General features: G+C 48.0%; 20 protein-coding genes. 13 read left to right on the top strand and 7 right to left on the bottom strand.

Annotated features, from left to right (window positions below):
* Nucleotides 1-75: 75 nt before the first annotated feature.
* Entirely contained in the window at nt 76-1,455 is a 1,380-nt protein-coding gene (sbcD, locus tag AMJAP_RS13375; RefSeq protein WP_019620032.1) for an exonuclease subunit SbcD, read from the top strand.
* On the top strand, nt 1,452-5,126 hold the full coding sequence (locus tag AMJAP_RS13370) for an AAA family ATPase (RefSeq protein ID WP_019620033.1): 3,675 nt from the start codon (nt 1,452-1,454) through the stop codon (nt 5,124-5,126). The genes sbcD and AMJAP_RS13370 overlap by 4 nt, the downstream gene beginning before the upstream one ends.
* A gap of 292 nt (nt 5,127-5,418) precedes the next feature.
* On the opposite strand, the gene AMJAP_RS13365 is transcribed toward AMJAP_RS13370, so the two are convergent.
* Both AMJAP_RS13365 and AMJAP_RS13360 read right to left on the bottom strand, forming a co-directional pair.
* Nucleotides 5,419-6,390 carry a pyridoxamine 5'-phosphate oxidase family protein gene (locus tag AMJAP_RS13365; RefSeq protein ID WP_019620034.1) on the bottom strand — a complete coding sequence of 324 codons (972 nt, stop codon included), beginning with the start codon at nt 6,388-6,390 and terminating at the stop codon, nt 5,419-5,421.
* Nucleotides 6,391-6,536: 146 nt separating this feature from the next.
* Nucleotides 6,537-7,157, bottom strand: a complete 621-nt coding sequence (locus AMJAP_RS13360) for a glutathione S-transferase family protein (protein WP_019620035.1) — start codon at nt 7,155-7,157, stop codon at nt 6,537-6,539.
* Nucleotides 7,158-7,309: 152 nt separating this feature from the next.
* Between AMJAP_RS13360 and AMJAP_RS13355 the strand changes: the two genes are divergently transcribed.
* The 3 genes from AMJAP_RS13355 (at nt 7,310) to AMJAP_RS13345 (ending at nt 10,220) form a co-directional block, all read left to right on the top strand.
* Nucleotides 7,310-8,200 (top strand): LysR family transcriptional regulator, encoded by an 891-nt coding sequence (locus tag AMJAP_RS13355; protein ID WP_019620036.1) that lies wholly within the window; start codon nt 7,310-7,312, stop codon nt 8,198-8,200.
* Between the two features lie 296 nt (nt 8,201-8,496).
* Nucleotides 8,497-9,051 carry a hypothetical protein gene (locus AMJAP_RS13350; RefSeq protein ID WP_019620037.1) on the top strand — a complete coding sequence of 185 codons (555 nt, stop codon included), beginning with the start codon at nt 8,497-8,499 and terminating at the stop codon, nt 9,049-9,051.
* A 350-nt stretch (nt 9,052-9,401) separates the two neighbouring features.
* Complete coding sequence (locus tag AMJAP_RS13345; RefSeq protein ID WP_019620038.1) at nt 9,402-10,220, top strand: fatty acid desaturase; 819 nt, start codon at nt 9,402-9,404, stop codon at nt 10,218-10,220.
* A gap of 115 nt (nt 10,221-10,335) precedes the next feature.
* Here AMJAP_RS13345 and AMJAP_RS13340 read toward each other — a convergent pair whose 3' ends face one another.
* Complete coding sequence (locus AMJAP_RS13340) at nt 10,336-11,661, bottom strand: DEAD/DEAH box helicase (RefSeq protein WP_019620039.1); 1,326 nt, start codon at nt 11,659-11,661, stop codon at nt 10,336-10,338.
* Nucleotides 11,662-11,855: 194 nt separating this feature from the next.
* Between AMJAP_RS13340 and AMJAP_RS13335 the strand changes: the two genes are divergently transcribed.
* The 3 genes from AMJAP_RS13335 to rsgA all read left to right on the top strand — a co-directional run bounded on the left by AMJAP_RS13335 (nt 11,856) and on the right by rsgA (nt 15,508).
* Nucleotides 11,856-12,800 carry an AAA family ATPase gene (locus AMJAP_RS13335; RefSeq protein ID WP_019620040.1) on the top strand — a complete coding sequence of 315 codons (945 nt, stop codon included), beginning with the start codon at nt 11,856-11,858 and terminating at the stop codon, nt 12,798-12,800.
* A gap of 24 nt (nt 12,801-12,824) precedes the next feature.
* Complete coding sequence (locus AMJAP_RS13330; RefSeq protein ID WP_019620041.1) at nt 12,825-14,192, top strand: vWA domain-containing protein; 1,368 nt, start codon at nt 12,825-12,827, stop codon at nt 14,190-14,192.
* Nucleotides 14,193-14,464: 272 nt separating this feature from the next.
* A complete protein-coding gene (gene rsgA / locus AMJAP_RS13325; RefSeq protein ID WP_019620042.1) occupies nt 14,465-15,508 on the top strand; it encodes a ribosome small subunit-dependent GTPase A in 1,044 nt (347 codons plus the stop codon).
* A 138-nt stretch (nt 15,509-15,646) separates the two neighbouring features.
* Here rsgA and AMJAP_RS13320 read toward each other — a convergent pair whose 3' ends face one another.
* Nucleotides 15,647-16,240, bottom strand: a complete 594-nt coding sequence (locus AMJAP_RS13320; protein WP_019620043.1) for an isochorismatase family protein — start codon at nt 16,238-16,240, stop codon at nt 15,647-15,649.
* 53 nt (nt 16,241-16,293) lie between these two features.
* The gene (locus AMJAP_RS13315) at nt 16,294-17,136 is read right to left on the bottom strand and encodes a pirin family protein (protein ID WP_019620044.1); all 843 of its coding nucleotides are present in this window, start codon (nt 17,134-17,136) and stop codon (nt 16,294-16,296) included.
* 110 nt (nt 17,137-17,246) lie between these two features.
* On the opposite strand from AMJAP_RS13315, the gene AMJAP_RS13310 reads away from it, so the two are divergent.
* Nucleotides 17,247-18,152: a LysR family transcriptional regulator gene (locus tag AMJAP_RS13310; RefSeq protein WP_019620045.1), complete on the top strand. Its 906-nt coding sequence runs from the start codon at nt 17,247-17,249 to the stop codon at nt 18,150-18,152.
* Nucleotides 18,153-18,538: 386 nt separating this feature from the next.
* Nucleotides 18,539-18,880, top strand: coding sequence for a hypothetical protein (locus tag AMJAP_RS13305; protein ID WP_156815091.1), 342 nt, complete (start codon nt 18,539-18,541; stop codon nt 18,878-18,880).
* Between the two features lie 66 nt (nt 18,881-18,946).
* Here the strand turns inward: AMJAP_RS13305 and AMJAP_RS13300 are convergent, their stop codons facing one another.
* A complete protein-coding gene (locus AMJAP_RS13300) occupies nt 18,947-19,834 on the bottom strand; it encodes a LysR family transcriptional regulator (protein WP_019620047.1) in 888 nt (295 codons plus the stop codon).
* Nucleotides 19,835-19,963: 129 nt separating this feature from the next.
* Between AMJAP_RS13300 and AMJAP_RS13295 the strand changes: the two genes are divergently transcribed.
* The 3 genes from AMJAP_RS13295 (at nt 19,964) to AMJAP_RS13285 (ending at nt 21,848) form a co-directional block, all read left to right on the top strand.
* Complete coding sequence (locus AMJAP_RS13295) at nt 19,964-20,530, top strand: cytochrome b (RefSeq protein ID WP_019620048.1); 567 nt, start codon at nt 19,964-19,966, stop codon at nt 20,528-20,530.
* A gap of 53 nt (nt 20,531-20,583) precedes the next feature.
* Nucleotides 20,584-21,351, top strand: a complete 768-nt coding sequence (locus AMJAP_RS13290) for a glutathione S-transferase family protein (protein WP_019620049.1) — start codon at nt 20,584-20,586, stop codon at nt 21,349-21,351.
* A 98-nt stretch (nt 21,352-21,449) separates the two neighbouring features.
* Nucleotides 21,450-21,848, top strand: a complete 399-nt coding sequence (locus AMJAP_RS13285) for a hypothetical protein (RefSeq protein WP_019620050.1) — start codon at nt 21,450-21,452, stop codon at nt 21,846-21,848.
* A gap of 276 nt (nt 21,849-22,124) precedes the next feature.
* On the opposite strand, the gene gcvP is transcribed toward AMJAP_RS13285, so the two are convergent.
* Nucleotides 22,125-25,031, bottom strand: coding sequence for an aminomethyl-transferring glycine dehydrogenase (gene gcvP, locus AMJAP_RS13280; protein WP_019620051.1), 2,907 nt, complete (start codon nt 25,029-25,031; stop codon nt 22,125-22,127).
* Nucleotides 25,032-25,087: the final 56 nt, after the last annotated feature.

The raw sequence follows: 25,087 nt of genomic DNA, 5'->3' as shown, positions 1-25,087 counted from the left end.
TAAGGTAGAAATCGATCAAGTGGGAGTGATCATTGTGATAGTCTAGCGGTATTTTTATGGTTACGGACGATCTGAATGAAACTCCTACATACGTCTGACTGGCATCTGGGTCAGAGCTTTTTTACCAAAAGCCGCAAAGCGGAGCATCAGGCATTTCTCGCCTGGTTGTTGGAGCAGGTCGCTGCCCATGATATCGATGCAGTCATCGTCGCTGGTGATATCTTTGATACCGGCACCCCGCCGAGCTATGCACGGGAGATGTATAACCAGTTCATCGTCGCTATCAGTCAGTTGAATTGCACGCTGGTGGTATTGGGTGGCAATCACGATTCAGTATCGACCCTGAATGAATCGAAACAGCTGGTGGCCTGCCTTAATACGCACGTCGTTGCTAATGTTGTCCCGAGTGCTGTTTCCACTGAAGTAACAGAGGATACAGTCAGATCTGAACCGACCCATACTCAAATCATTGAGCTAAAAAACCGTGCGGGTGACACCGGAGCCATTCTCTGTGCGATACCCTTTATCCGTCCCCGCGATGTTATACAGAGTCGTGCCGGCGAATCGGGTCTTGAAAAGCGCCAGGCATTAGGCGAGGCGATTAAGCAGCATTATCATCAGCTGTATCAGGCAGCACTGGCTGTCAGAGAAGAGAAGCAGTTGAGTGTACCGATCATCGCTACCGGCCATCTCACGGCGTTGGGCGTGAGTCAGTCAGACTCGGTGCGTGATATCTATATCGGAAGCCTGGATGGTTTTGCGGCGGATGGATTTCCCCCGGCGGACTATATTGCCCTGGGACATATCCACAGGCCACAGATGGTCGCCAAATCAGAGCATATCCGTTATAGCGGCTCGCCCATTCCACTGAGCTTTGATGAACTGAAAACCACTAAGCAGGTGTTGTTAGTGGAGTTTGACCAGGCTGAAAGGGTCGCTATTACTCCCCTTGAAGTGCCAAGGTTTCAACCGATGGCGGTGATAAAAGGGGATCTCAGCAGCATCGAATCTCAGCTGAAAGCGTTTGATGCTAATACCCATGAAAATACGCCGCAGACTAAATCGGTTTGGCTCTGTATAGAGGTTGAACTGCAGGACTATCTGGCGGATCTGCCGCAACGAATTCAGACACTGATCGAAGGGTTGAGCGTTGAGCAGACCCTAGAGCAGACCCTAGAGCAGTCCCTAGAGCAGTCCCTAGAACAGGTAGTAGAGCAGACAGTCATTCCTTCCTTTGAAGTATTGCAGCTGCGGCGTACACGTAATACCGCTAAGCAATCGTTAACCCAGACCGCACGTGAAACTCTGGCAGAGTTAACGCCCGATGATGTCTTTGCTAAGCGACTGGAACTGGAGAGCTTCGAAGGTGAGGTGGAGCAGTTGCGTCTGGGCAGGATAAAAGAGCAGTTCCAGCAGATACTGTCGGAAGTTGAAAATCCGGAGCAGGGCGCATGAAGATATTAAGCCTCCAGTTCAAAAATCTGAACTCTCTGAAAGGCGAGTGGAAGATCGACTTCACTCAATCCCCCTTTGTGGATAACGGCCTGTTTGCGATCACCGGGCCGACGGGAGCAGGTAAAACCACCTTGCTCGATGCGATCTGTGTAGCGCTTTACCATCAGACGCCCCGCTTAGGCCAGATCTCGGCGTCAACCAACGAAATTATGACCCGTGGCACCGCTGAGTGCTCCGCTGAAGTGCAGTTTGAAGTGAAGGGCAAAGCCTATCGTGCCCATTGGAGCATGCGGCGTTCCCGAGGTAAGTCAGACGGCAATCTGCAACAGGCAGATGTTGAGCTGGCTGAAGTTGTTACGGGCAATGTGCTGGCAACCCAGATAAAGCAAAAAAACGAAACGATTGAACGTATCACTGGCCTGGATTTCTCCCGTTTCACCAAATCGATGCTGCTCTCCCAGGGGGAGTTTGCCGCTTTTCTGAATGCCAAAGAAGCCGAGCGAGCAGAGTTGTTAGAAGAGTTAACCGGCACCGAGATCTATGGGCGGATCTCTGAGCAGGTGCACCTGCACTTTGCTGAGGCTAAGCAAAAGCTGGCAGAACTGAACTCTCAGGCCAAAGGTGTACAGTTGCTCACTGGTGAGGCTAAACAACAATTACAGGAAGAGTTAACCCTGCTTCAGCAGCAACAGGCTGAACATAAGATCAACGTTTCAGCTTCCAGTGCTCACTTAAACTGGTGGCAACAGCATGATCGTGGGTTGCAAGAGATAATCGCTAACACTGAGCGCTTAGAAGCGGTCAAAGAGCAGCAAACCCTGGCACAACCCGCTTTGCTGCGCTTACAGCAGAGTGAACCGGCAGAACAATTGCGAATCCCATTTACGTTACTGCAGGAAGCTCAGTTACAGCGTGATAACAGTGAAAAGCTCTATAACGAAAAGCAGATATCAGAGCAGGGCGTAAAAGTGCAAATGGAGACTGCCGCTGCCAGCTTCGATCAGCAGCGAGTATTACTCGAAGAAACCAAAAAGCAGCATGAACAGCAAGAGCTGCTGATCAATGATCAGGTGGTTCCGCTGGATCAGAATATCAGCGCTGAACAGCTAAGGCTCAACGATAAAGATAACAGTATTAAAGAGATTGTTTCGAAAAGAGATGTCGACCAACAGCAGTTAACCTCGCTTAACAAGCAGATTAAAACTGAGGTTGTTGAGCTCGAAGTGGTTGATCAATATCTGCTGCAGCACAAGGCCGACGGGTCATTAAAACAGTACCTGGGTCAGTGGCAAATACAGGCCGAACAGATTCTGCTGGAAGAGGCTGGGTTAACCCAGCTGATCAACAAAACAACCGGTCTTCAGCAACAGCTGACTCAGCAGCAGAACTCACATGCTGCAGATGATAAACAGTATCAAGCTGCTATGGCGGAAACAGGCAAACTAGAACAGGTCTGGCAGCAGGCAAATGGTGCCTCAGTTGCAGCAAGCGAGCAGGGGGATATTGATACGTTAGAGCAGCAACGGGAGCGGTTGAATACCAGTTACACCCAGTTGCTTCAACTGCAGCCGCTCAGTCACCGCTGGCAGCAGCTTGATACAGAACGGCAGGAAAAGCAGGCAACCGAAAAGAGCGAGCAGGCCCGACAAAAAACAGTCAAGCAGACACGAGATCAGTTACGAGCCCAGTATAAAAAACAGGAGCAGTTGGTAAAGGCGCTAAGCAAACTCGTCACCCAGGATGAACAGTTAGCCCAGTTCCGGGCCGACCTTCAGGCCGGAGAGGAGTGCCCTCTGTGTGGCTCCCATGATCATCCAAGGCTGACGGGCGAAGTATCCGACCTGTCTCAGGCCATTAAAGACAGAGAGGCAGCCGAGCAGGAGCTCAACGCTATCAAAGAACAGGGGCAGGATACTGCTGCCGCATTGACCTCAGTTGAGCGTCATCTGCAGGAATTAGTGCAACGGTTAAGTGCGATAAAGACTGAACAGTCCGCTTTAGAGCAGCAGTGGCAGCAAATCACAAGAGCTTTGAATCTCAGCTTTCCAATTAGCGATAGTCAAAGCCTGCAACAGTACGAAGCCGCGGAACAGGTAAAGCGACAACAGTCTGCGGATGCGATTCAGCAACTTAAAGCGCTGAACAAGCAGAGAGACGATGCCAAACAGCAATGGGATAACGCATTGCGCAGTGCAGAACAACTGAAAAACAGACTTGAGTTGAGTGAGCAGGCGATAACTAACCTCTCCAGGAGTCTGCTTGAAGTCCAACAAGATAAAGCCAAACGCTCAGAGCAGGTCATTGTTCAGCGCGAGTCGTTTACTGCACAGCTAACCGAGCAGGGCTACCGTCCACCGGTGTCAGAAGAGCTACAAGAATGGTTAGAAGCCAAACAGCTGGATGCAAAACAGTGGGACGAATTTAGCGGTAAGAAAGAACAGCTCACTAGCCATCTTAATCGCTTTAGTCTCGAACAGACTCACTGCGAGAAGCAGCTGACGGGCCTTGAAAAACAACTGACACAATTGCAGCAGGAACGGGAACTGTTGAGTGAGTCACTTCAACGATTGAAAACTCAGCGTAGTGAAATTTTTGGTGAGAAGGTTGTTAGCCAGGCGCGCACAGAGAGCCAGGCTCAGCTGCAATCTGCTGAGGCTACTCATAAAACAGCGCAGGAGAGCAGTCACCAGTTATCCAGCGCGCATAAAGCCCAGCTCGCGGAGCTGAACAACCAGCAACAAGCGCTTAACGTGTCACAAACCCGTCTGGAAGCGCGAAAGTCCAGCTGGTTAACCGCATTGTCAGACAGCCCGTTTCGCACCGAAGAGGCATTCCAGCAGGCTCTGCTGTCAGAGCCGGAACGCAAAGTGCTACAAGATAAGAAGCGGCAGCTGGATAGCGAACTCGCACAGGCTAAAGCATTGCTGGATAACGCAGAGCAGGCGCTGACAACCGTACAGGAAAACCCACTCGCAGTGGAATACCAGAAAATCCCCAAAGAGGATATCGAAGCACAGATCAGCGAACTGAATAACACTGTGGAACAGTTGGCAAGACGGGTTGGAGAGATTAGTAACGAGCTAGCCTCAGACCAGAACCGCCGAAAAGATCAGCAGGCGCTGTTCGATGAGATTGAAGCGTACACCGAACATTACGATGATATTCAATACCTGCACTCACTGATCGGCTCACAGAAAGGCGATAAATTCCGTAAGTTCGCCCAGGGCCTGACCCTGGATAATCTGGTCCATCTGGCTAACCAGCAACTGGAACGCCTGCATGGTCGATACCTGCTGAAACGTAAGCAAGATGCCGGGTTAGAGCTCAGTGTATTAGATACCTGGCAGGGTGATATCGAACGGGATACCAAAACCTTGTCCGGTGGCGAAAGCTTTCTGGTGAGTCTGGCATTGGCGTTGGCGCTCTCTGATCTAGTCAGTCATAAAACCAGCATCGACTCCCTGTTCCTGGATGAAGGCTTTGGCACGCTAGACAGTGAAACACTGGATATAGCCCTCGATGCGTTGGATAACCTCAACGCCTCCGGCAAAATGATCGGTGTCATCAGCCATATCGAAGCGATGAAAGAGCGAATTCCAGTTCAGCTCAGGGTGGTTAAAAAGAGTGGGCTGGGGATTAGTGAGTTGGGTGCGGAGTATCGGGTGGCCTAACGGCGGTTCACCACAGAGGACACTAAGAGCACAGAGGGGGATGAGCTACATGGTTTTTTGTAGGAGTGACGCTAGCATGCCCTCTGGGTACCCCGTCGCGATAAAACCATCAGCATGTAGGGAATAACTAATTGCCACAGGTATCCAGAGGGCACAAGAATCAATGGGGTCAGAGTAATTGATATTCTGATGCTGAATTGAGATCAATGAAACAAAATCACTCTCTGTGGTGTATCGTTCTTAAATAAAGCCATCAAAAAAAGGCCTCTCAATGAGCGGTCTGTGCACTAAATCACCAACGTCCCGTTGCTAAACTTCTTGGTGAGTATTCACCGAATTCAAATTGAAAAGGGAGTGCGCTTTCTATTCGCACGCCGTGTTCTAGTGTGAAGGTCCAGCCCCGTTCAGCGCCCTGTATATCTCTTATTTCAGGGTCTCCTTCTGCAAGTATGGTTACGCTGCCGGTCAGCATCATCAGGTTACCGCTCTGGAAATCGATAAATAGCAGTCCTGCTTTGGGGTTGATGACAAAGTTGCCCAGTGTCATAAACAGGAAGTTCCCCGAGAAATCCGGAATGGTGAGGGTGTCTCCCTGCACCTTGATAAAGCCCGCTTGTCCGCCTCGATGGGATACATCGACACCTTCAGTGTCAGGGCTGTTGTCTGAGGGGACATAACTGGAGACAAAGAATGTATCGGTCTCTGCAATCCACTGCTGCGCACTCTCATCCAGGGTTGAGAAGTGAGTAATGTTGTTGTCATTGATGGCCGATTGTTGACGTGGAGTATAGGTAACGGAGCGGGTCTGTATATATTGAGGGCAGTTACCAAACGATTGGTCAACGGTTATTGAGAAACCGCTATCCGATGCGTGGCTGATATGAGCGTTCATGCGGTTGCGGCGGCGGGTAGGTAGTTCAATCCCCAACAGCCCCAGTGGGGCGCCAACCTGTATATTATTTTGTAATGGGTCACCTGTTATCGCCTGAGTCATAAATTCAAGTGCCGTCGGGCTGGGGGATGCGATAAAGCCGGGTTTACCTGCAATAACAGACGCCCATGGCTGGCCCTGTTGATCAATACTACCGATGACCATAAAGGGCAGTTTTGAGAAAAACTGTCGATGCTGGTCCGGCATATATGAGCGGATAATCTGCCCACCGATGCTGTCCATCCGTTCGCTCATGCCGGTACGGGCTTGCATCACCTTTTCACCGGTATGAAAAGGTGTTTGTGTTGCGTATCGGTTATGTGGAGTTTGCATAGTGTCACCTGAGAGACTGCTAGTGGGTGTTGTTAAGCGGTTGGGCATTTCATAAGAGCAGAGCCAGTCTGACTCAGATTCACCACTTTAAAGATGAACCTGAGACCGGCTAGAGCAGGGGATGCCAGTCGTAAGCGCGTAAGCGGTTAGGCACGCAACCCTATGTTCGTGGTGGGCATCGGTGTGAAGCCATCCTGTGCTTCAATATTTTTAAGCAGGCGTTGCACATTGGGATAAGCGTCCAGCGAAACATTGCCTTCAGGTGCATGGGCTACGTAGCTATAAATAGCGACATCGGCGATGGTGATGCTATCGCCCACTAAAAACTCTCGATTGTCTAAATGCGTTTCCAGTTTACCTAAAACCTTTGTCGCCGTTGTCTGGGCAAAATCAGGGTCAAGTGGCGCATTAAATACGGTAATCAGCCTGGCAGCACAGGGGCCAAAGGCTATTTCACCTGCCGCCAGGGTAAGAAACTTCTGCACTTCGGCTTCCAGCACGTAATCTGTAGGGAGGTAAGCTGGTGCATACTTTCGTGCCAGATAGACCAGAATCGCATTTGAATCAGATAACACTACATCCGCATCTTTAATAACGGGTACCTGTCCTGCAGGATTAAGCTTAAGAAACTCGGCTTGTTTGTGTTCGCCAGCGGGCAGGTCGACATTGATTACCTCATGGGGAATGCCTGCGAGACTCGCAAACAGAGTAACCCGATGTGCGTGGCCTGATAATGGGAAAGCGTAAATCTGAACTGTGTTAGACATTTTGTAACCTATCCGATCTGTTTGATGATGGAGTTAGTCTAGATAGGGTACGGTTAATGGACAATATCCGGTATTATTGAATCTTTATCTACAAAATGTAGATAGTTGTCGGGTTTACTTGCCAGAGCTGTTTTAAGTGAAGGGGTTTTGAATTGGATACCATTGTGGGCATGCGTACCTTCGTTGCGGTAGCCCGGCAGCGCTCTTTTACCGCCGGGGCAAAGCAGCTCGAGATAAGCACTAAGCTGGCCAGTAAGTATGTACGCCAGCTTGAAGAAAAGCTGGGCGCTCAGTTATTTCACCGGACTACCCGAAGTGTCACGCTGACTGAAACCGGAGAGGCTTACTTTACCCGTTGTGTGCCCCTGCTAGAACAGTTTGATGAGCTGGAAGGTGTCGTGCAGACCCGGCAGTCCACGTTGGCTGGGTCAATCAGGATAACGGCCCCGACGGGTTTTGGTAGTACGCATCTGGTCGATGCGGTAAGTCATTTTCAACCTTTGCACCCTGATGTCACCATTCAATTACAGCTGGCAGATCACTATGTACCTGTCGTGGAAGAAGGCTTTGATCTGGCCATTCGATTTGGCCCCTTGAATGATTCCAGCCTGGTCGCACGCAAACTCATGGATATGCGTATGGTGGTGGCCGCATCGCCTGACTATATCTCCAGAGTAGGAGAGCCTCAGCGCCCGGCAGATCTGTCACGGCACAACTGCTTACAGATGCGCATTAATGCGGATCAGAGCCCCTGGCCATTTTGTGTTGAAGGCGAGCCGGTATCGGTACGGGTGAGTGGTTCATTCCATGCAAACAGCCCGAAAGCGATCGCTCAGATGGGTGCCACCGGCCTGGGCATCGTATTCTGTCCCTATTATGCGATTAAGCCCTATGTCGAGACTGGCAAGCTGAGGATTCTATTCGAAGAGCAGGAAGCGACCGTTATTTCGCTCTACGCGGTTTATCCCCAAAGCCGTCACCTTTCAGCCCGGGTTCGGGCGCTGATCGATCACCTTGTGGAAACTTTTAAGTCCGGGGTTTGAAGCATATTATCTGGTGTGATTGTAAACCCCTAAGCTGACCGCGTTTTCACATGATTTGGCCTATTAATTTGATCCAGAATTAAGAGCGAATTGTCTGTGAGCTAAAGCTATGCAATGATTATATCAATTAGCCAAGGAGATCATCTGGCGACCACAGGCTAAGGATAGGTGATAGAGCGTTATCAATAGTTAAACGATCAGTTTTTCAGTTTTTCCAGCTGGGTGTCGGGAATTTTCAAGATATACGATGCCCTTGTTGTTTCTTTAACTGTTATGTTTTGAGGGTATTTCAGAAAATGAGTTTTAATTTAGAAAGCTTTATTGCTGATTGTAAGTCAGCTGTGGAAGGGGATAAGCCGCAAGAGGTGATCGCTGAATTAGTTCAAAGTGCTGTGCAGGATTATAAAGGCGTTATGGCGGCGATTGGTGAACCAAAGCGCGCCATGATTGAAAAGTTATATGTCTCGGATAGCCTGACAATCGTTAATGTGGTCTGGGCACCGAAGATGACATTAATGCCTCACAATCATAATACCTGGGCCATTATTGGCGTTTACTCCGGGCGGGAAGACAATATTTTTTGGCGTCGCCTAAAGGACGACAAAAACGGAAAAATTGAGGCGGCAGGGGCTCAGTCTATAGCGGCGACTGAAGTCGCTAAGCTCGGTAAGAATATCGTTCATTCCGTGACAAATCCGACGTCTGAATTCACCGGTGCTATTCATGTCTATGGTGGTAACTTCTTTGAACTTGATAGAAGTGAGTGGGACCCCATGAGCCTGAACGAAGGTGTTTATGATGTGGAGAAGGCGCTTGCGTTATTTGAGGCAGAAAATGCAGCACTGAAATAGAAGTATAGTTGGTTTCAGACCTGTTTAATTCCAGAATAACAGCCACGACTTTTGTTATTTCAGACTGGCAACAAATGTGTAGCGCGCCTCACTTAAGGGGCGCTGAGAATTGTCCCTCTATTTGCTTATATACAGCACCCCGTTTTTGCTTTATCTTCTCATCCAATTTTAGCTTTCTTATCATCCGTGTTATTGCTGCGAAATTGAGATGTTATCTCATTGGTGTGGCCTCGGATAAGCGCGTTGTTGAACCGCCAGGATAAGAGAAGTCAGGTGCAAGAGAGGCAGTAGTTTTTTTATTAACATGCTGATAAATATTGCTTTTTTTACTGTAAATATGTGTGAAGTGAATGCCTAAAAAACGAAATAGTTGGAGTGGTTTTAGATATAAAGAAGATCGCTGGCCTGTCTTTCTTGTTCTAACACTGACTGTTATTGATTTTATTTTATACTTTACCGTCAACAATATAGTGATCCTGAGTGGCTACTATTTGTTGATGTTACTGCCAAAGGGCGTTATTTGTGCCTGGAATCACCACCACCAACATCTGTTTACCTTTAGACAGACTGCTCTTAATCGCGGGTTAGAATTTGTTTACGCCTTGCACACCGGGGTTACAACACACCTTTGGCGTCTGCACCACGTGTTAGGCCATCATTTGAACTTTCTCGATCAGGAACAGGATGAGAGTCGATGGAAGCGCAAAGACGGAACGCGAATGGGTGTGATTGAATACACGCTTAATGTCGCTCTGACCGCTTATACACGGGGTTACCAAGTGGGGAAAAAACACCCTAAGCAGTTAACTCCCTTTCTTATTTATACCGCGATCACCTTTACGATCGTTGCCATGCTGGTTTGGTATAATCCGGTTGCAGGACTAATGTTGTTTGTCTTGCCGATGATCACCAGCTTGCTGTTCACTGCCTATGTGACATACGAACATCATTCCGGCCTGGATACGCAAAATGAATTTGAAGCGTCCTTCAATAATCTGGATCCGCTTTTCAATCGGCTGACGGGTAACCTTGGCTACCATACTGCGCATCACCATAAACAGGGTGTTCACTGGTCCAAATTGCCGGCACTTCATGAGACGATTGCCGATAAAATCCCCGCGCGTCTTTATCAAAAATCTATCTTTACCCGGATGATATTGGGCGGTTAAAAGCTGAAGTCTGATCGCTTTGCTAGTCTGATCACTGGGTTTGTCGGAGCGCTACGCTTGTTTGTCTTGTCGAACCTCAAACAAGCGCAGTGTCCGGATTCAAGTATTCAGTTTCTTATCCCCAGATATGTCTGTTCACCCGATTCTCGTCTTTACTGTCCTTGCGCTTTTCGGCGGACGTATTGCGGGATAATCTGCTTTTAGGTTTTGCGTCAGCTTTGGTTCTGGTGCGGCTTTTAGGTTCAGGCGGCTTGCTCTTTCGCACGTAATTCAAAATGGAAACCGGTACGACTTTTCTGACCGGAAAGCCTTCAATCTCTTTACGCTCAATTATATGATCTAACCGGCTTTCAATAGCGCAGAGGTTCTTAAAATCGCCCAGGGCAACAAAGGATATCGCTTCACCGGAGGCCCCCGCACGGCCAGTACGGCCAATACGATGGATGTATTCTTCGGGTTTGAAGGGCAGGTCGTAATTAACCACGCGACTCAGCTCGCCAATATCGATACCCCGGGCAGCGACTCCGGTGGCTACTAAATATTGCAGTTTACCGGATTTGAAATCGGCCAGAATTTTTTCCCGCATAATCTGGCTTCTATCCCCGTGGATAGCTTCCGCTTTAATTCCGCGTTTCGCCAGTTGGACAACCAGTTTGGCGGCCGCATGTTTCTTCTCTATAAAGATCAGTGCCTGATCCCACTGTTGCTCGTTAATCAGATGGCTGAGTAATGCGGACTTAGTGTCTTTATCAACGGTGATTAACCACTGGTTTATCGTGGATGCCGATGTAGCTTTTGGTGAAATGGATAGCTCAACAGCTGGGGTGCTCATTTTACTGTCAGAAAACCCTTCAGCGAGGGCGCGCACATCATCGCTCATTGTGGCTGAAAACAGCAGGTTCTGGCGGGCATCAGGTAAGCGGTCAATGATTTTACGGATCTCTTCCCCAAAGCCCATATCGACCATTCGGTCAGCTTCATCTAAAACCAGTACTTCAAGCTCATCAAAATGCAGTGCCCGCTGATGGGCCAGATCAAGCAGCCGGCCCGGCGTGGCTACTAAAATATCAATACCTTCGATTAAACGCTCTTTTTGAGGCTCAGCATTAACACCGCCATAGACAGCCATAGAGGTTAGATTAAGGTGTGTGCTGTACATAGCAACACTAGCCGCAACCTGAACAGCCAGCTCACGGGTAGGCGTAAGAATAAGCGCGCGTATCCGTTTACCCCGTAAGGTACGTTCCTGATTAAAATTTTCTAATATCGGTAGAACAAAAGCGGCGGTTTTACCGGTGCCGGTTTGCGCAGTGGCAATGAGGTCTTTACCCGACAGAACGATAGGAATCGCTTGTGTCTGGATCGGGGTAGGGGCGTTATAACCCGAGTCTTCAATCGCTTGTACAATCGGGTTAGATAACCCAAGGTTTAAAAATGTCATAGAGGCTCGGATAGGTTGTTGTCAGCATTAGGGACAAGTGAAAATAATGGGGCTGATTATAGCAGCAAGCGCTTAAATTACGGTATGTAACAGAGATCAATTGGGCTCTGAGTAAATATTTACTAGGGGTTAACCCTATCTTCTTGGCTGCGACGGTCTTACAATCGAAGCACGTCAAAAAATAGAGGCCTCCGGTGATTATTCGAAATCAGGACAAAATCAATTCCCCCGATACCATCAAACAGCAGTTTGAAGCCCTGGGCTATATTTGTAGCGATGCTATCGCCACCTCGGTGTATCTGGCGTGCCACCTGCAGAAACCAATCTTAGTCGAAGGCCCTCCGGGTGTGGGTAAAACCGAGTTGGCGAAGAAAACCTCTGATCTGCTGTCGGCTCCTTTGATTCGCATGCAGTGTTATGAAGGGTTGGATGAAGCCAAGGCGCTATATGAATGGAAGTACGGCAAGCAGTTGCTCTATACCCAGTTATTGAAAGATCAGCTGGGTGATGTGATGCGGGGTGCTAAAGGGCTGGATGAATCAGTTTCCCGTTTACATCAGTTTGGCGATATCTTTTATTCAGATGAATTCCTTGAGCCACGCCCGCTACTGGAAGCATTACGGACGGAGGATGGTGCCGTTCTTCTGATCGATGAAATTGATAAAGCAGATCAGGAATTTGAGGCGTTTCTGCTGGAGCTGCTATCCGATTATCAAATTTCTATTCCGGAACTGGGCACGGTCAAAGCGAAGTCTAAGCCGTTGGTGCTTTTAACCAGTAATAATACCCGTGAGCTTAGTGATGCATTGAAGCGACGCTGCCTGCATCTCTATATTCCTTTTCCATCGAAGGCGATAGAGCAGAAGATTATTACCGCTCAGGTCCCCGAACTGAATGACAAGCTTAAGCATCAGTTGGTTGAATTTATCAGCGAGCTTCGGGATATGTCTTTGAAAAAAGTCCCCGCGGTTAGCGAAACTATCGACTGGGCCCGGGCGCTGTTATTGCTCAATGTCGATAATCTTGACCATGAGTGGGTAAAAACGACACTGAATCTGTTATTAAAGTTTCAGGATGACATCGAAGCGGTAGAACCCGAGATTCATAATCTTCTTAAAGTCGCGACAAAGGGAAGCTGATCGACCTGCCGGTCGACATTGATCATGCAAAAAGTATTAGGCGATTTTATCCACGCACTGCGACAAGCCGGTTTGCCAATTTCTTCGGCAGAAACCCTCGACGGCTTAAGAGCAGCACAGTTAGTTGGTATTGATAATGCGCCTCTGCTGAAACAGTCTCTGGGGATGACGTTGTCTAAATGCCTGGAGCATCGACTGATTTTTGATCAGATTTTTGATCAGTACTTCAACAGTCATAACCAGTTCAGTACGGATAATTCAGCAACGTCTGAGGATACTGGTCAAACGATGGCCGCGCCACTGTCAGAGCCACTGCCGGACGCTATTAACAGTCTTGAGTCACCCCTGGCGCAGCAGTTGATCAGCGGCGATATGGCTGGAATGCAGGTAATGATAGCCAGTGCAGCAGGCGCCTCTGGTGCTCAGGAAGTAACCTTTATGACTCAGGTACCTATGGTGAGTTATCGGGTTATGCAGGCGTTAGGTGATGGTGAGTTGCAGCAGGAACTGGCCGCACTGGCTGAACGTGAGGAAAGCAGTGCGATACTCTCACTGCTACAGCAGCGTCGAGCCAGATTGCAGCAGCAAGTTCGTGATTACCTCGAACAGCAATTTCTGGCGTTGAATCAAAATGAACCAAATAAGCGACGCGAAGGTAATCTACAAAAAATCAGCCTGACCAGCATTGATCAGCGTAATTACAAGCTGATGGGTGAACTGGTCCGCAAAGCGGCGAAAAGATTAGCCAGTATGCACAGTCGCAGACGACGTATTACTAAGCGTGGCTTGCTGGATGTCAGACGTACCATCACAGCTAATGCCGCATATGATGGTTTTCTCTTTCATACTAAGTGGAAATCAACCCGGATTGAGCGTCCTAAGGTGATGGTGCTCTGCGACGTCAGCGGCTCAGTGAGTAAGGTGGCGAGGTTTCTTCTGCTGTTCTTATACTCGCTGCAAGACGTTCTGCCGAATGTTCGATCGTTCGTCTTTTCATCTAATATGGCTGAAGTAACGAAGTTGTTTGAAGAGAAGGATATGGAGCAAGGGTTGGCTGAAGTCCTGCATACCTGGGGGAGTAAACCGACCAACTATGGCAGAGCGCTGAGTGATTTTGAGACGATGGCCCTTGCAGATATCGATAACCGTACCACCGTTATTATGCTGGGTGATGCCCGCAATAATAATGAAGATGGCAATATAGCGCTATGGGAAGAGATCTATCGCCGTAGTCAGCGAGTGCTTTGGCTCAACCCGGAAGTACCGGTTAGCTGGGACAGTGGCGACTCTATTATGCGTAAGTACGCCCCCTATTGTTCCCATGTTGAAGCCTGTAACTCACTTCGAGATCTCAATAGAATTTTAGGCTCTGTCTTAAAACACGAGGCCTGATTCGGCTCGATTCCCAATCACATCTATTCGGTAGTACTGCTTCAGAACAACGACGCTGTCTCATTGCTTGACAAGCGAATGGCTTCTGATAGATTTAATTGCGTAAATGACTTATTTAACACTGGAGGGTAAAGATGATTGTAGTTAAAACCTTCCGGGCAGTCCGCTGAAATCCGTATAACCTGATTTCTCTGCCCGGTTTATAAACCGGGGCAATTTAGCCCCCGATGATTATTTATCGGACGCTACTTATGTAAGCGTCAGGGGTTTCTATGACTACAATTTATTCACTGTCCCAACTGGGGTGGTCACCTTTTTTTCAGCAACAACTCTCATTAGAAGAATGTACTCAATACCTGCCTGCCCGAGTTATCGCGCAGCATCGCTCACATCTCGAGCTGTATAGCGAGCAAGGTCAGCGGCGCTTGCCTCATACGTCCAAAATACCTGCTCTAACGGTGGGGGACTGGGTCCTTTTGCATGAGGACGGAACGTTTTATCGTCTGCTGGAACGTCTGTCTCGCTTCTCGCGTAAGGCTTCGGGCAGTAAAGTATCCGAGCAACTAATTGCCAGTAATATCGATACTGTCTTTATTACCACTTCACTGAATCAGGATTTTTCCCTTAATCGCATTGAACGTTATCTTGCGCTGATTAAAGAAGCGGGCGCAGATGCGGTGGTGGTTTTAACCAAGCCTGATCTCTGTGATGATCCGGGCAGTTATTTGCAGCAGGTACAGGCCCTTGATCCATTACTGATGGTTGAAGTGGTTAATGGGCTTGATGTCAGTAGCGCAAAGGTTTTACTTCCCTGGTGTCGCTCGGGTAATAGTGTTGCGGTATTAGGTTCATCTGGTGTGGGTAAGTCTACATTAGTGAATGCTTTACTGGGGGAGTCGACCCAGCAAACCGCCGCAGCTCGCAGTGCAGATGACAAAGGACGTCATACAACCACTTCCCGCACATTGCATCTGATGCCTGGTGGAGGTGTGTTGCTTGATACTCCGGGTATGCGTGAGTTACAGCTGACCGATTGTGAAGCAGGCCTGGAAGAGGCATTTGCCGATATTAGTGCCTTGATTGAACAGTGCCGTTACAGCGACTGTCAGCATAATTCGGAGCCCGGTTGCGCTGTGCAGAGTGCACTTAAAGCGTCTCAGATTGATCAGCGTCGATTGTCGAATTACCTTAAATTGATGCGTGAGCAGGCCCACAATAGTGCCAGTCTCGCAGAGAAACGGGAAAAAGACCGGGCGCTGGGTCGTTTTTACAGGTCGGTACAAAATGAATCAAGGAAACGTAAAAAAGGCAGTTAATCTGTGATGAAAAGGCCGCTTAATGAGCGGCCTTTCATATTTCTAATTACCTGTAATCAAATGAGACTATGAAATGAAGTTGGTTAATTTAATGAGAAGACCTCGGTAGGCGACATTTACGTATTGCCCCAATAACGATCAGTGTTGTTTTGACAAAATTTCTTCAAATAATACCTGCATCAGTTTTTGGCCATTTTCTGTACTCCAGTCTTGAGCAAGCTCTGCTATCAACTGGTTAGTCGTTGTTAATGTCACGCCATTGCTTTCCATGCGGCGCAACGCTGTTTCATCGGCGGTCTGAGTCGGTGAGCCTGAACCATCAACTACAACCTGTACATTGTAGCCCTCTGATACGGCAGTGATTGCGGGATACACCACGCAAACATCTGTAGTAATACCGGCGATAATAAGATTTTTACGTTTGGTATTTGTTACTGCTTTGGCAAACCCCTCATCTTTCATTGAGTCGACAACTCCTCCTCGCAATACACGATTCGCGTAAGCGTCTGGCACTGCCAGTTGCAGCTCCTCAAATAGAGGTCCCTGTGCCTGATCTTCCATGCTGGAAGTTAGGATCAAAGGCATACCTACCGCATCAGCAGCACGTGCCAGCGCAATCGTATTCATTTTAATCTCTTCCAGACTTGCGGAGCCGACCCACCCCATAGTGCCTACCTGATGATCGATCAATAACATAGCGGAATTTTCAGGTGTGAATAATGGTGATTTCATAATAGACCTCGGTATTTGATTAAGTGCTGAGTCATTTTCAGGCGTGGTCAGACTTAAATTGCTTTGTTTGGTGTTGCATCAAGCGCTTTGGTTAAACGCTGAATGTTGTGAGAACCTAGGTTCAAGCGTTCCTGGCTCGAATGCATCGATGAGCCAGAGCTGATAATGGATTGGTCAAGGGGCTGCCCTAAAGCAACCATAATGACAGCACCCGAGTCACCTGCTGTTAGGCTAAGATCATCGTCTGATTGGTTAAGTACCCCTAGATGGTTTGCTTTAAGTAAATTTTTGTTGAGGGAGATTTCACCTGAGCGAACATAAATAAAGCCGCTGGTCTGGCCCTTCTCAACAGCATGTTGCCATGTACCATTAGGTGTAATATTGACCTCAAGATAGGCAATATCGACACTGTGTTTGGCAGGACTGAATGCCCCTGAATGCTGCCCTATCAAGATCTTCGTCTTGCTCACCGGTGTCGTAACAACCGGAGCCTGCTCTTTCTGCGCCAGTGAATAGGATACCGGACCCATTTCGACTTCGTCCTGAGGTAACAGAGTCCACAGTTGGAAAGCATCGGTAACACCCTGATTGGGATAGACGGTTTCTTTATGTAAAACACCGGCACCAGACGCCATTAACTGCACACCACCGGCTTCTAGCTTACCTTTGTTACCATCAGTATCTTCGTGGATGATGTCGCCGATCACGGGGTAAGAAATAGTGGCTACCCCTGAATGGCCATGAAAGCCAAACCCTGTAGTGCCTGCCAGACCTTCTGTCTGGAAGTGATCCCAAAGCACAAAAGGGTTGAGTTGCTTAACATTCTTCTGGTTGATAAAACTGGTAATCGGACCGTGCTGGTGACCATTTCTGATTTCTAGGATTGAGCGGCTCATTTGTTGATCCTCCTGAATGTTAGCGATGGCCCCATGGTATTTGATATTCGACTACTTGATTAGATGGTATAGTTGGGTTTATCTATCCCATATTTATGAGTAGTTGTTTAATGATTGATTTCAATGAGGTTTATGTTTTTGTAAAAGTTGTTGAGGCGGGAAGTTTCGTTGGCGCCAGCAAACAACTGAATATGCCTTCAACGACGGTGAGCCGAAAAGTACAGAAGCTTGAAGATGCTCTTGGGGTGAGGTTACTGCAAAGATCAACGCGAAAACTGCATCTGACCGACATTGGTCAGCAGTACTTTGAAGATTGCCAGCAGAGTCTGGCAAGCATTGAAGAAGCAACTACGCTGGCGAGTGAATCCAGATCGATGCCCACGGGTCTGTTAAGGGTCACCTCGCCTACGGATTTTGCCGTCAACTATTTGCAGCCCTGGATCAATGGCTTTCTACGGCAGTACCCAGATGTGCAGATAGAATTGGAAGTAACAGACCGTTATGTGGACCTTATCGAAGAGCGCATTGATATTGCGTTTCGCAGCGGCGAGCTGAAGGACTCCAGCCTTATTGCCCGTCGTATTGGCCCCAAACAGAGTATATTCTGTGCCAGTCCTGAATATCTCGACAAAGCTGGCAGGCCGAACTCCCCTGATGATGTGAGTCAGCATGACTGCGTCATCATGGGCAGAAGCTTAAAAAATCAATACTGGCGGTTTATGACTGATGAAGGAGAAATTTCGATTCCCGTCAGAGGACGATATGCAGTAGATAATATGAAATTAGTTGTTGAAGCAGCCCATAACGGTATGGGAATCGCTCAGGTACCTCATCCATTGGTCATGAACTCGTTAAAAAGCGGAGAGTTAATTCAGGTATTAGCTGACCACTCAGCCCCTGAACAAAGCATCTATATTATTTATCCCTCCCATAAACATTTAGCCCGGAATGTCAGAACCTTTATCGATCATGTGGTTGAGTCAACGACTCCAGATGCCCCCTGGGAAGTTAAATAACAAAAAGGAAAGGCAGGGTCATCCATTGATAAATGTTATAGCTTAAATCGAAGTAAAAAAGGCCGGCGTAGTGCTCGCCATACATGTTCTCATGGTGAACCTGTAACTCACTTCGAGATCTCAATAGAATTCCAGGGTCTGTTTTAAAGCAGGAGGTCTGAGCGTATTAAGATAATATCTATCGATCAGAAACCTATGTTTCTGCTGTTAGAGTATTCCCCCGGCACTTTACAAAGTATGATACCCATCGAGATTCAGTCTATGTAATTTAGGTGATGGTGAAGGGGGCATACCCTATCCGGAGACTGCTATATTCACAGAAGGCTAAAGCAACGGAAGACGCTTTTGAAATCTCTTTTATTTCAATCCAACCCAAGAGCTACTCTATGAATTTACTCGACCCCCTTGGACGTACCAAAAAGCGCCGTCAGAAAGAGTATGAATCTCTACGTGCTTCATTAGTACAGTCGGGGATCACCAGTTCGGCTCAGGCTGAAGCTTTGCAAATCAATGTTCAGCAACGAGGAAGATGGGCTATCTTGGTTGCGTTAATATTGACTATTCTGTTGTCAGTGTTATTTCCCGAGTTCAAGATTATCTTTATACCTGTGGGTGCACTCTTCTGCTTCTGGGTTTATAAAACAATCAGTAATGGTCGAAAATATATTCAGCGCTATGTTAACGAGGAGCTAAACGAGGACTCAGGTAATAACTCGATAGAAGAGTAGTGTTTATTTGTCGTATTCAGGAGTTCTCTTTGAGTTACTCAGGACATTGCTATACAGAATAGTGCTTTAGGCCGATAAACGCTCAGCTAAAAAATCAATCAATATCCTTACCCGTCGAGGTAAATTGCGACTGAGCGGGTAGAGTGCCGATATAGAGGTGGGTTGTTGATAATATTGGGTGAGCAATAACTGTAAAGCACCTTCTTCAACCTGTTTCTTGAACAAAAAACTGGGACCAAAGCCGATACCCAGGCCATTTAATATTCCATCGACAACTAACGTCCCGTCATTACTGATTAGGCGGCCTTTTACTTTTACCGTGATTGATTCACCACTCGGCATCCGAAAAGGCCAGGCACGGTTCGATTTTGAATCACCATAGATCAGGCAATTGTGTTGTGTCAGATCGACCGGTTGAGTTGGCTCTCCCCACTTTTCTATATATTGGGGAGAGGCGACCACCTGGAAAGTGCACTCTGCCAACCGGCGGGATAACAAACTGGAATCTTCCAGTTGACCGACTCGCAGAGCGATATCGATACCTTCTTCCACCAGATCCTCAACCCGCCCACTGGCAATGACATTCAGATCGATATCGGGATATTTATGTTGAAACTCAATCAGCAGCTGGCTGACGCCTGAAATTATGAGGCTTTGAGGTAGCGTTATACGGATTTTTCCCCGTGGAGCGCTTTGGCTGTCCATTATTTCGGCACGGGCACTCTCCGCCTCAGCCATGATGAGTTTGCAGTGATTGTAAAACTGAGAACCTTCCTCTGACATGCTTAGCTTGCGTGTGGTGCGGTATAGCAAGCGAGCGCCAAGGTCTTGCTCCAACAGAGAGACCTGTTTGCTGACAAACGATTTGGAGAGTCCTAGTTGTTCTGCTGCCGCTGTAAAGCTGCCTGTTTCCACAACGACTGCAAAAGTTTCCATCAACGTTAAAGTATTCATATTAGCGCCTGTCAGAGAACAATGAGTTCTCCCATAGACTATATATCAATCCATAAGAACACAATAAGCTTGGTTCATGCGGTTTTCACCAAGCTTTAGGTGCTAACAAAATTCTTATGGAGGTGACTTATGAATACAGTACAGGTTGACGAGCAGAGCTATGGAAAATTTGCCAAATGGCTTCACTGGGGAATGGCCCTGATGTTGATAGTACTTGTCTCAGTCGGTACCTATATGACGGGGCTGGATAAGTCAGATCCCAGTCGTTTGCAGATTATGGGGGTGCATAAATCTTTTGGTGTCATCTTCATGCAGCTTGCCATTCTTCGTTTGATCTGGAGCCGCATCAACCGTTCACCTTCGTTGCCAGATGTTCTGTCCGCTTGGGAACGGGCACTCTCGCGTATCGTCACCGCTTCTCTTTATATATTAATGCTCGCGATTCCCTTTAGCGGATTTGCCATGACTAACTTTGCAGGTTTTCCCGTCAGCATGTTTGGTCTGGTCGAGCTGCCACAGCTATTTGATAAAAATATAGAGATGGCAGGCCTGGCTAAGCAAGCCCATTGGATTTTAGTTTACACATTGATGGCGGCGATCTTCATGCATGTTGCCGGAGCGCTTAAGCACCGCTTTCTGGACGCGCCCGAAGCCGATGTTCTTCCCCGAATGGTGCCGTTAAAGCCACGCGTCTAAGTACTTTAGACAACTATTCTTTATCAACTTTTTAGCTACTTGAGGTTAACGCGATGTCTTCATTAACGCTGCATCATCATCCACTGTCGGTCTGTTCAATGAAAGTTCGCCTTGCATTAGAGGAGAAGGGTTTAAATTGGTCTTCTAATGTAATCGACATTGTACGAGAGCAAGAGCAGCTTGAACCATGGTATGTAAAATTAAACCCCAATGGTGTTATCCCCACGCTTGAATGCCACGATGCCGAAACAAAAGTAGTCACTAATTCAGCCCGAATTATTCGGTTTATTGCAGCATTGCCTGATGGTAAGTCACTGTTGCCAACCAATAAGAATGATATCCAGTTAATGGATAAGCTCATTGATCTGGCTGACGAGGTTGATCTTCAGATTCTCAGTTATGCACGCCATCCCTCCATGGAAAAGTCTGAGAAGATTCTGGATGCCCGCATCAATAAGTCGTTGTTACTTGCTGAACAGCATCCTGAGCTTAGAAGCCGCTATCTTGCTTGTGCTGATAGATCGGATAAAAGCAAAACGTTCAGGGTGGATGCAAAGCGCATTAAGGACATTGAGCAAAGCGCTTTTGAGTCCCTTTCTTTTGCTGAAAAACAGATGAACGGCAACACGTTCCTATTGGGCGATATCTATTCACTGGCTGACGTTATATGGACAGTGGTGCTATCGAGGCTCGATCTGCTGGGCTATATCGACTGGATTAACGGTAATGATTTCCCACTATTGGCAAGTTATTACCAACGTGCCCAAGACCGTAAAAGTTTCACGCTCGCTCAGATCCAAAATGAGTGGTGGGATAAATAATTCTTAATAAAACAACGGAGAATAAATGCCATAGAAGGCCAAAGAAAAACTTAATCTAGATTTATTTCAATAACGTTAATCAACCTGAGAGAGTCATCATGAGAAAAAAATTACTTACTTATATTTGTTCAGTTATGTTGCTTGGTTTCTTTTCAATATCTTCAGTATTTGCAGAAGATACAGCTGCAAGAACGACCTATGCTGTTGTGTGGTCTATAGATACCGATGATGCTGAACTTTTCAACAATACGATCGCCGCTCATTCAACAGAAGTGCTTGAGTTGTGGAAAAATGGCACTATTGAAAATGTATATATCGATAGTAAAAAAACACATGACGTTGTACATAAAGGTGATACAGCAAGAGTCATGTTTTTTATCAAAGCAAAAACAGATGAAGAGGCTAAAGAAATATTGGATGGAATGCCTCTGGTTGAAAAGAAAGCAGCGACCTATACCTTGCACCCAGTCGGTACTCTCTGGTTAACACAGTTTTAATATTGGGTTAACGACAATAAAGAGTCATCAAAAATGACACTTTTCCTCCACTAAAATGAAGCTATTAGTGGGGGATTTCTACTGTAGGAAAGTCTACGGAGAAATCTCGAGTTCAAAAGAAAGCCTTAGTTGTTACTGGGCTCTCAGATGGTTTGAATTCACTTGTTCACCTCTTCTTAAATACCTTCTCGAGATAACTAAAAAGCCCTGCTTAATAGCAGGGCTTTTTTATCGTAACCGTCAGTTTCTAACTTAAATTACCCAGAGATAAAAAGTTTACTCTTCTGAATAGCTTTCAATCGAAGGACAGGCACAGAACAGGTTACGGTCGCCGTAAACATTGTCGATACGGTTGACGGTTGGCCAGAACTTATTGGCTTTGACTGAATCCAGAGGGAAGGCTCCCAGTACTGCTGAGTACGGGCGGTCCCAGTTGGGATCAATCAGATCTTCCAGTGTATGTGGTGCTCCTTTCAGCGGATTTTTTTCTGCATCCAGAGTGCCGGCTTCAACATCGGCGATCTCCTGGCGGATAGCAGCCATCGCGTCGATGAAGCGGTCGAGTTCGGCTAGTGGCTCAGATTCAGTTGGTTCAATCATCAGGGTGCCAGCTACTGGGAAAGACATCGTTGGAGCATGGAAACCGTAGTCCATCAGACGCTTGGCAACGTCTTCTTCAGAGATACCAGAAGAGTCTTTTAACGGTCGCAGGTCGATGATGCACTCGTGCGCTACTTTGTCATTACGCCCGGTGTAAAGAACCGGGTAGTGTTCACCTAGTTTCTTCGCCAGATAGTTAGCACTCAGAATAGCGACTTCCGTTGCCTTACGCAGCCCCGGCTGTCCCATTAAAGCAATATAAACCCAGGTGATCGGCAAGATGCTGGCGCTACCCCAGGGGGCTGCAGAAACCGCACCATTTTCAGCTTTAGGTCCGTCAATTTTCTGCACCGGATGATTCGCCACAAACGGGGCCAGGTGAGCTTTTACACCGATAGGGCCCATGCCCGGACCACCGCCACCGTGAGGAATACAGAAGGTTTTGTGCAGGTTAAGGTGAGACACGTCTGCGCCGATTTCGCCCGGCTGACTGATCGCCACCTGTGCGTTCATGTTGGCGCCATCCATATAGACCTGACCACCGTGCTGGTGGATGATCTCGCAAATTTCGCGGATGCTTTCTTCGTATACACCGTGGGTAGAAGGGTAGGTGATCATCAGACAGGAGAGGTTGTCGGCATGCAGTTCAGCTTTCGCTCGCATATCCGCTACATCTACGTTGCCTTTGTCATCACAGCCGACGATAACCACTTTCATATCGGCCAGTGCGGCCGAGGCTGGGTTAGTACCGTGGGATGAGCTTGGAATCAGGCAGATGTTTCGATGATCATCACCGTTGGCCATATGGAAGTGACGAATCGCCAGCAAGCCAGCGTATTCACCCTGGGCACCAGAGTTAGGCTGCATGCAGATGGCATCGAAACCGGTAATCTCTATCAGCATCGCTTCCAGAGAGTTGATCATCTCGCTATAACCGGCAGCCTGGTCAATCGGTGCAAACGGGTGCATGTTACCGAACTCGGGCCAGCTCACCGGAATCATCTCGGCTGTTGCGTTCAGCTTCATGGTACAAGAACCCAGTGCGATCATCGCATGGGTCAGTGAAATGTCTTTGTTCTCCAGGCGCTTCAGGTAACGAAGCATCTCGGTTTCACTGTGGTGTGTGTTGAACACCGGGTGGCTCAGAATTGCTGAAGTACGGACCAGTTCAGCAGGAATAGAAGCAGAGCCGTTGGTTACTAAATCGGCATCAATCGCGTCCAGATCCAGACCGTGGTCTGCCCCCAGAATCGCCAGCCACAGATCGAGGATATCTTGGCGGTTGGTTTTTTCATCGCAGGTGATGCCGAGCTGATCAGCGCCAACTTTACGCAGGTTAATACCCAGTGTCAGGGCTGCGTCGTATGCCGCATCGCGTTGGTCGCCCAGGTTCAGCGTAACGGTATCGAACCAGGTGTTGTTAGTCAGTTCAATGTTTTTGCTTGCCAGACCGGTTGCCAGAATATCCGCCATACGGTGAATGCGGCCAGCGATTGCCTTCAGGCCTTCAGGGCCATGGTAAGTGGCATAGAAGCCTGCCATGTTGGCCAGCAATACCTGTGCTGTACATATGTTAGAGGTCGCTTTTTCGCGGCGGATATGTTGTTCCCGGGTCTGCATCGCCATGCGCAGTGCCTGATTGCCACGGGTATCGACAGAGACGCCGATAATACGGCCAGGCACAGAGCGCTTGTAAGCATCACGGGTAGCAAAGAAGGCAGCGTGAGGGCCACCAAAACCCATAGGAACACCAAAGCGCTGCGCGGAACCGAAGACAACATCGGCGCCTAATTCGCCCGGTGACTTCAGCATTACGAGACTCATGATATCGGCCGCGGCACAGAAGAGCGCTTTCTTCGCGTGGGTTTTCTCGATTAGTTCAGACAGATCCTTTACGTGACCGTAGGTGCCGGGGTACTGAGCGATCACGCCGAAAGGTTCATGCTGATCGATCAAAATGTCCAGGTCACCAACGATAACTTCGTAGCCTAACGGTTCGGCACGGGTTTCAATCACGCTGATGTTTTGTGGGTGAAGGTTTTCATCCACTAAAAAGATATTGGCTTTGCGCGCTTTAGACATTCGCTTACAGAGTGTCATCGCTTCAGCTGCTGCGGTTGCTTCATCCAGCAAGGAGGCGTTTGCAAGGTCGAGACCGGTAAGGTCGAGTACCATCTGCTGGTAGTTCAGCAGGGCTTCAAGACGGCCTTGAGCGACCTCTGGCTGATACGGGGTGTAGGCGGTGTACCAGCCTGGATTTTCCAGGACATTACGCAGGATAACATTCGGCACGATAGTGTCGGTGTAGCCCATGCCGATCATCGAACGATTCACAACGTTCTTAGACGCGATCTGCTTTAGCTCGTCCAGCACATCCGCTTCAGTTCGGCTTTCGCCCAACTTGATCGGTTGGTCCAGCTGGATACTGCCCGGAACAGTCTGTTCGATCAGCTGATCGAGGGACTCGAGTCCCAGTGCGGCCAGCATCGTTTGTTGTTCTGTTGCGTTGGGGCCAATATGACGGCCGATAAATGCATCAGTCTGTTCCAGCTGTGCCAGGGATTGGGTGTTATCTGCGCTCATGGTGTGTGTCCTGCGAAGATCAAAAATTGAAAGTTGTATGTAAGTAAGCAAGTCGT

The organism is Amphritea japonica ATCC BAA-1530 (assembly GCF_016592435.1).
Classification (GTDB): domain Bacteria; phylum Pseudomonadota; class Gammaproteobacteria; order Pseudomonadales; family Balneatricaceae; genus Amphritea; species Amphritea japonica.
The sequence above is the reverse complement of the archived record's forward strand: the minus strand, read 5'-3'. Positions and strand labels throughout refer to the sequence as shown.

What these genes read in the sequence shown, in the direction of transcription:
- AMJAP_RS13315 (WP_019620044.1), bottom strand. Translation starts at nt 17,136, where the DNA reads ATGAGCCGCTCAATCCTAGAAATCAGAAATGGTCACCAGCACGGTCCG.
- AMJAP_RS13305 (WP_156815091.1), top strand. Translation starts at nt 18,539, where the DNA reads ATGAATTTACTCGACCCCCTTGGACGTACCAAAAAGCGCCGTCAGAAA.
- gcvP (WP_019620051.1), bottom strand. Translation starts at nt 25,031, where the DNA reads ATGAGCGCAGATAACACCCAATCCCTGGCACAGCTGGAACAGACTGAT.
- AMJAP_RS13360 (WP_019620035.1), bottom strand. Translation starts at nt 7,157, where the DNA reads ATGTCTAACACAGTTCAGATTTACGCTTTCCCATTATCAGGCCACGCA.
- AMJAP_RS13295 (WP_019620048.1), top strand. Translation starts at nt 19,964, where the DNA reads ATGAATACAGTACAGGTTGACGAGCAGAGCTATGGAAAATTTGCCAAA.
- AMJAP_RS13320 (WP_019620043.1), bottom strand. Translation starts at nt 16,240, where the DNA reads ATGAAATCACCATTATTCACACCTGAAAATTCCGCTATGTTATTGATC.
- AMJAP_RS13310 (WP_019620045.1), top strand. Translation starts at nt 17,247, where the DNA reads ATGATTGATTTCAATGAGGTTTATGTTTTTGTAAAAGTTGTTGAGGCG.
- AMJAP_RS13345 (WP_019620038.1), top strand. Translation starts at nt 9,402, where the DNA reads ATGCCTAAAAAACGAAATAGTTGGAGTGGTTTTAGATATAAAGAAGAT.
- rsgA (WP_019620042.1), top strand. Translation starts at nt 14,465, where the DNA reads ATGACTACAATTTATTCACTGTCCCAACTGGGGTGGTCACCTTTTTTT.
- AMJAP_RS13350 (WP_019620037.1), top strand. Translation starts at nt 8,497, where the DNA reads ATGAGTTTTAATTTAGAAAGCTTTATTGCTGATTGTAAGTCAGCTGTG.
- AMJAP_RS13340 (WP_019620039.1), bottom strand. Translation starts at nt 11,661, where the DNA reads ATGACATTTTTAAACCTTGGGTTATCTAACCCGATTGTACAAGCGATT.
- AMJAP_RS13330 (WP_019620041.1), top strand. Translation starts at nt 12,825, where the DNA reads ATGCAAAAAGTATTAGGCGATTTTATCCACGCACTGCGACAAGCCGGT.
- AMJAP_RS13370 (WP_019620033.1), top strand. Translation starts at nt 1,452, where the DNA reads ATGAAGATATTAAGCCTCCAGTTCAAAAATCTGAACTCTCTGAAAGGC.
- AMJAP_RS13290 (WP_019620049.1), top strand. Translation starts at nt 20,584, where the DNA reads ATGTCTTCATTAACGCTGCATCATCATCCACTGTCGGTCTGTTCAATG.
- AMJAP_RS13300 (WP_019620047.1), bottom strand. Translation starts at nt 19,834, where the DNA reads ATGAATACTTTAACGTTGATGGAAACTTTTGCAGTCGTTGTGGAAACA.
- sbcD (WP_019620032.1), top strand. Translation starts at nt 76, where the DNA reads ATGAAACTCCTACATACGTCTGACTGGCATCTGGGTCAGAGCTTTTTT.
- AMJAP_RS13365 (WP_019620034.1), bottom strand. Translation starts at nt 6,390, where the DNA reads ATGCAAACTCCACATAACCGATACGCAACACAAACACCTTTTCATACC.
- AMJAP_RS13285 (WP_019620050.1), top strand. Translation starts at nt 21,450, where the DNA reads ATGAGAAAAAAATTACTTACTTATATTTGTTCAGTTATGTTGCTTGGT.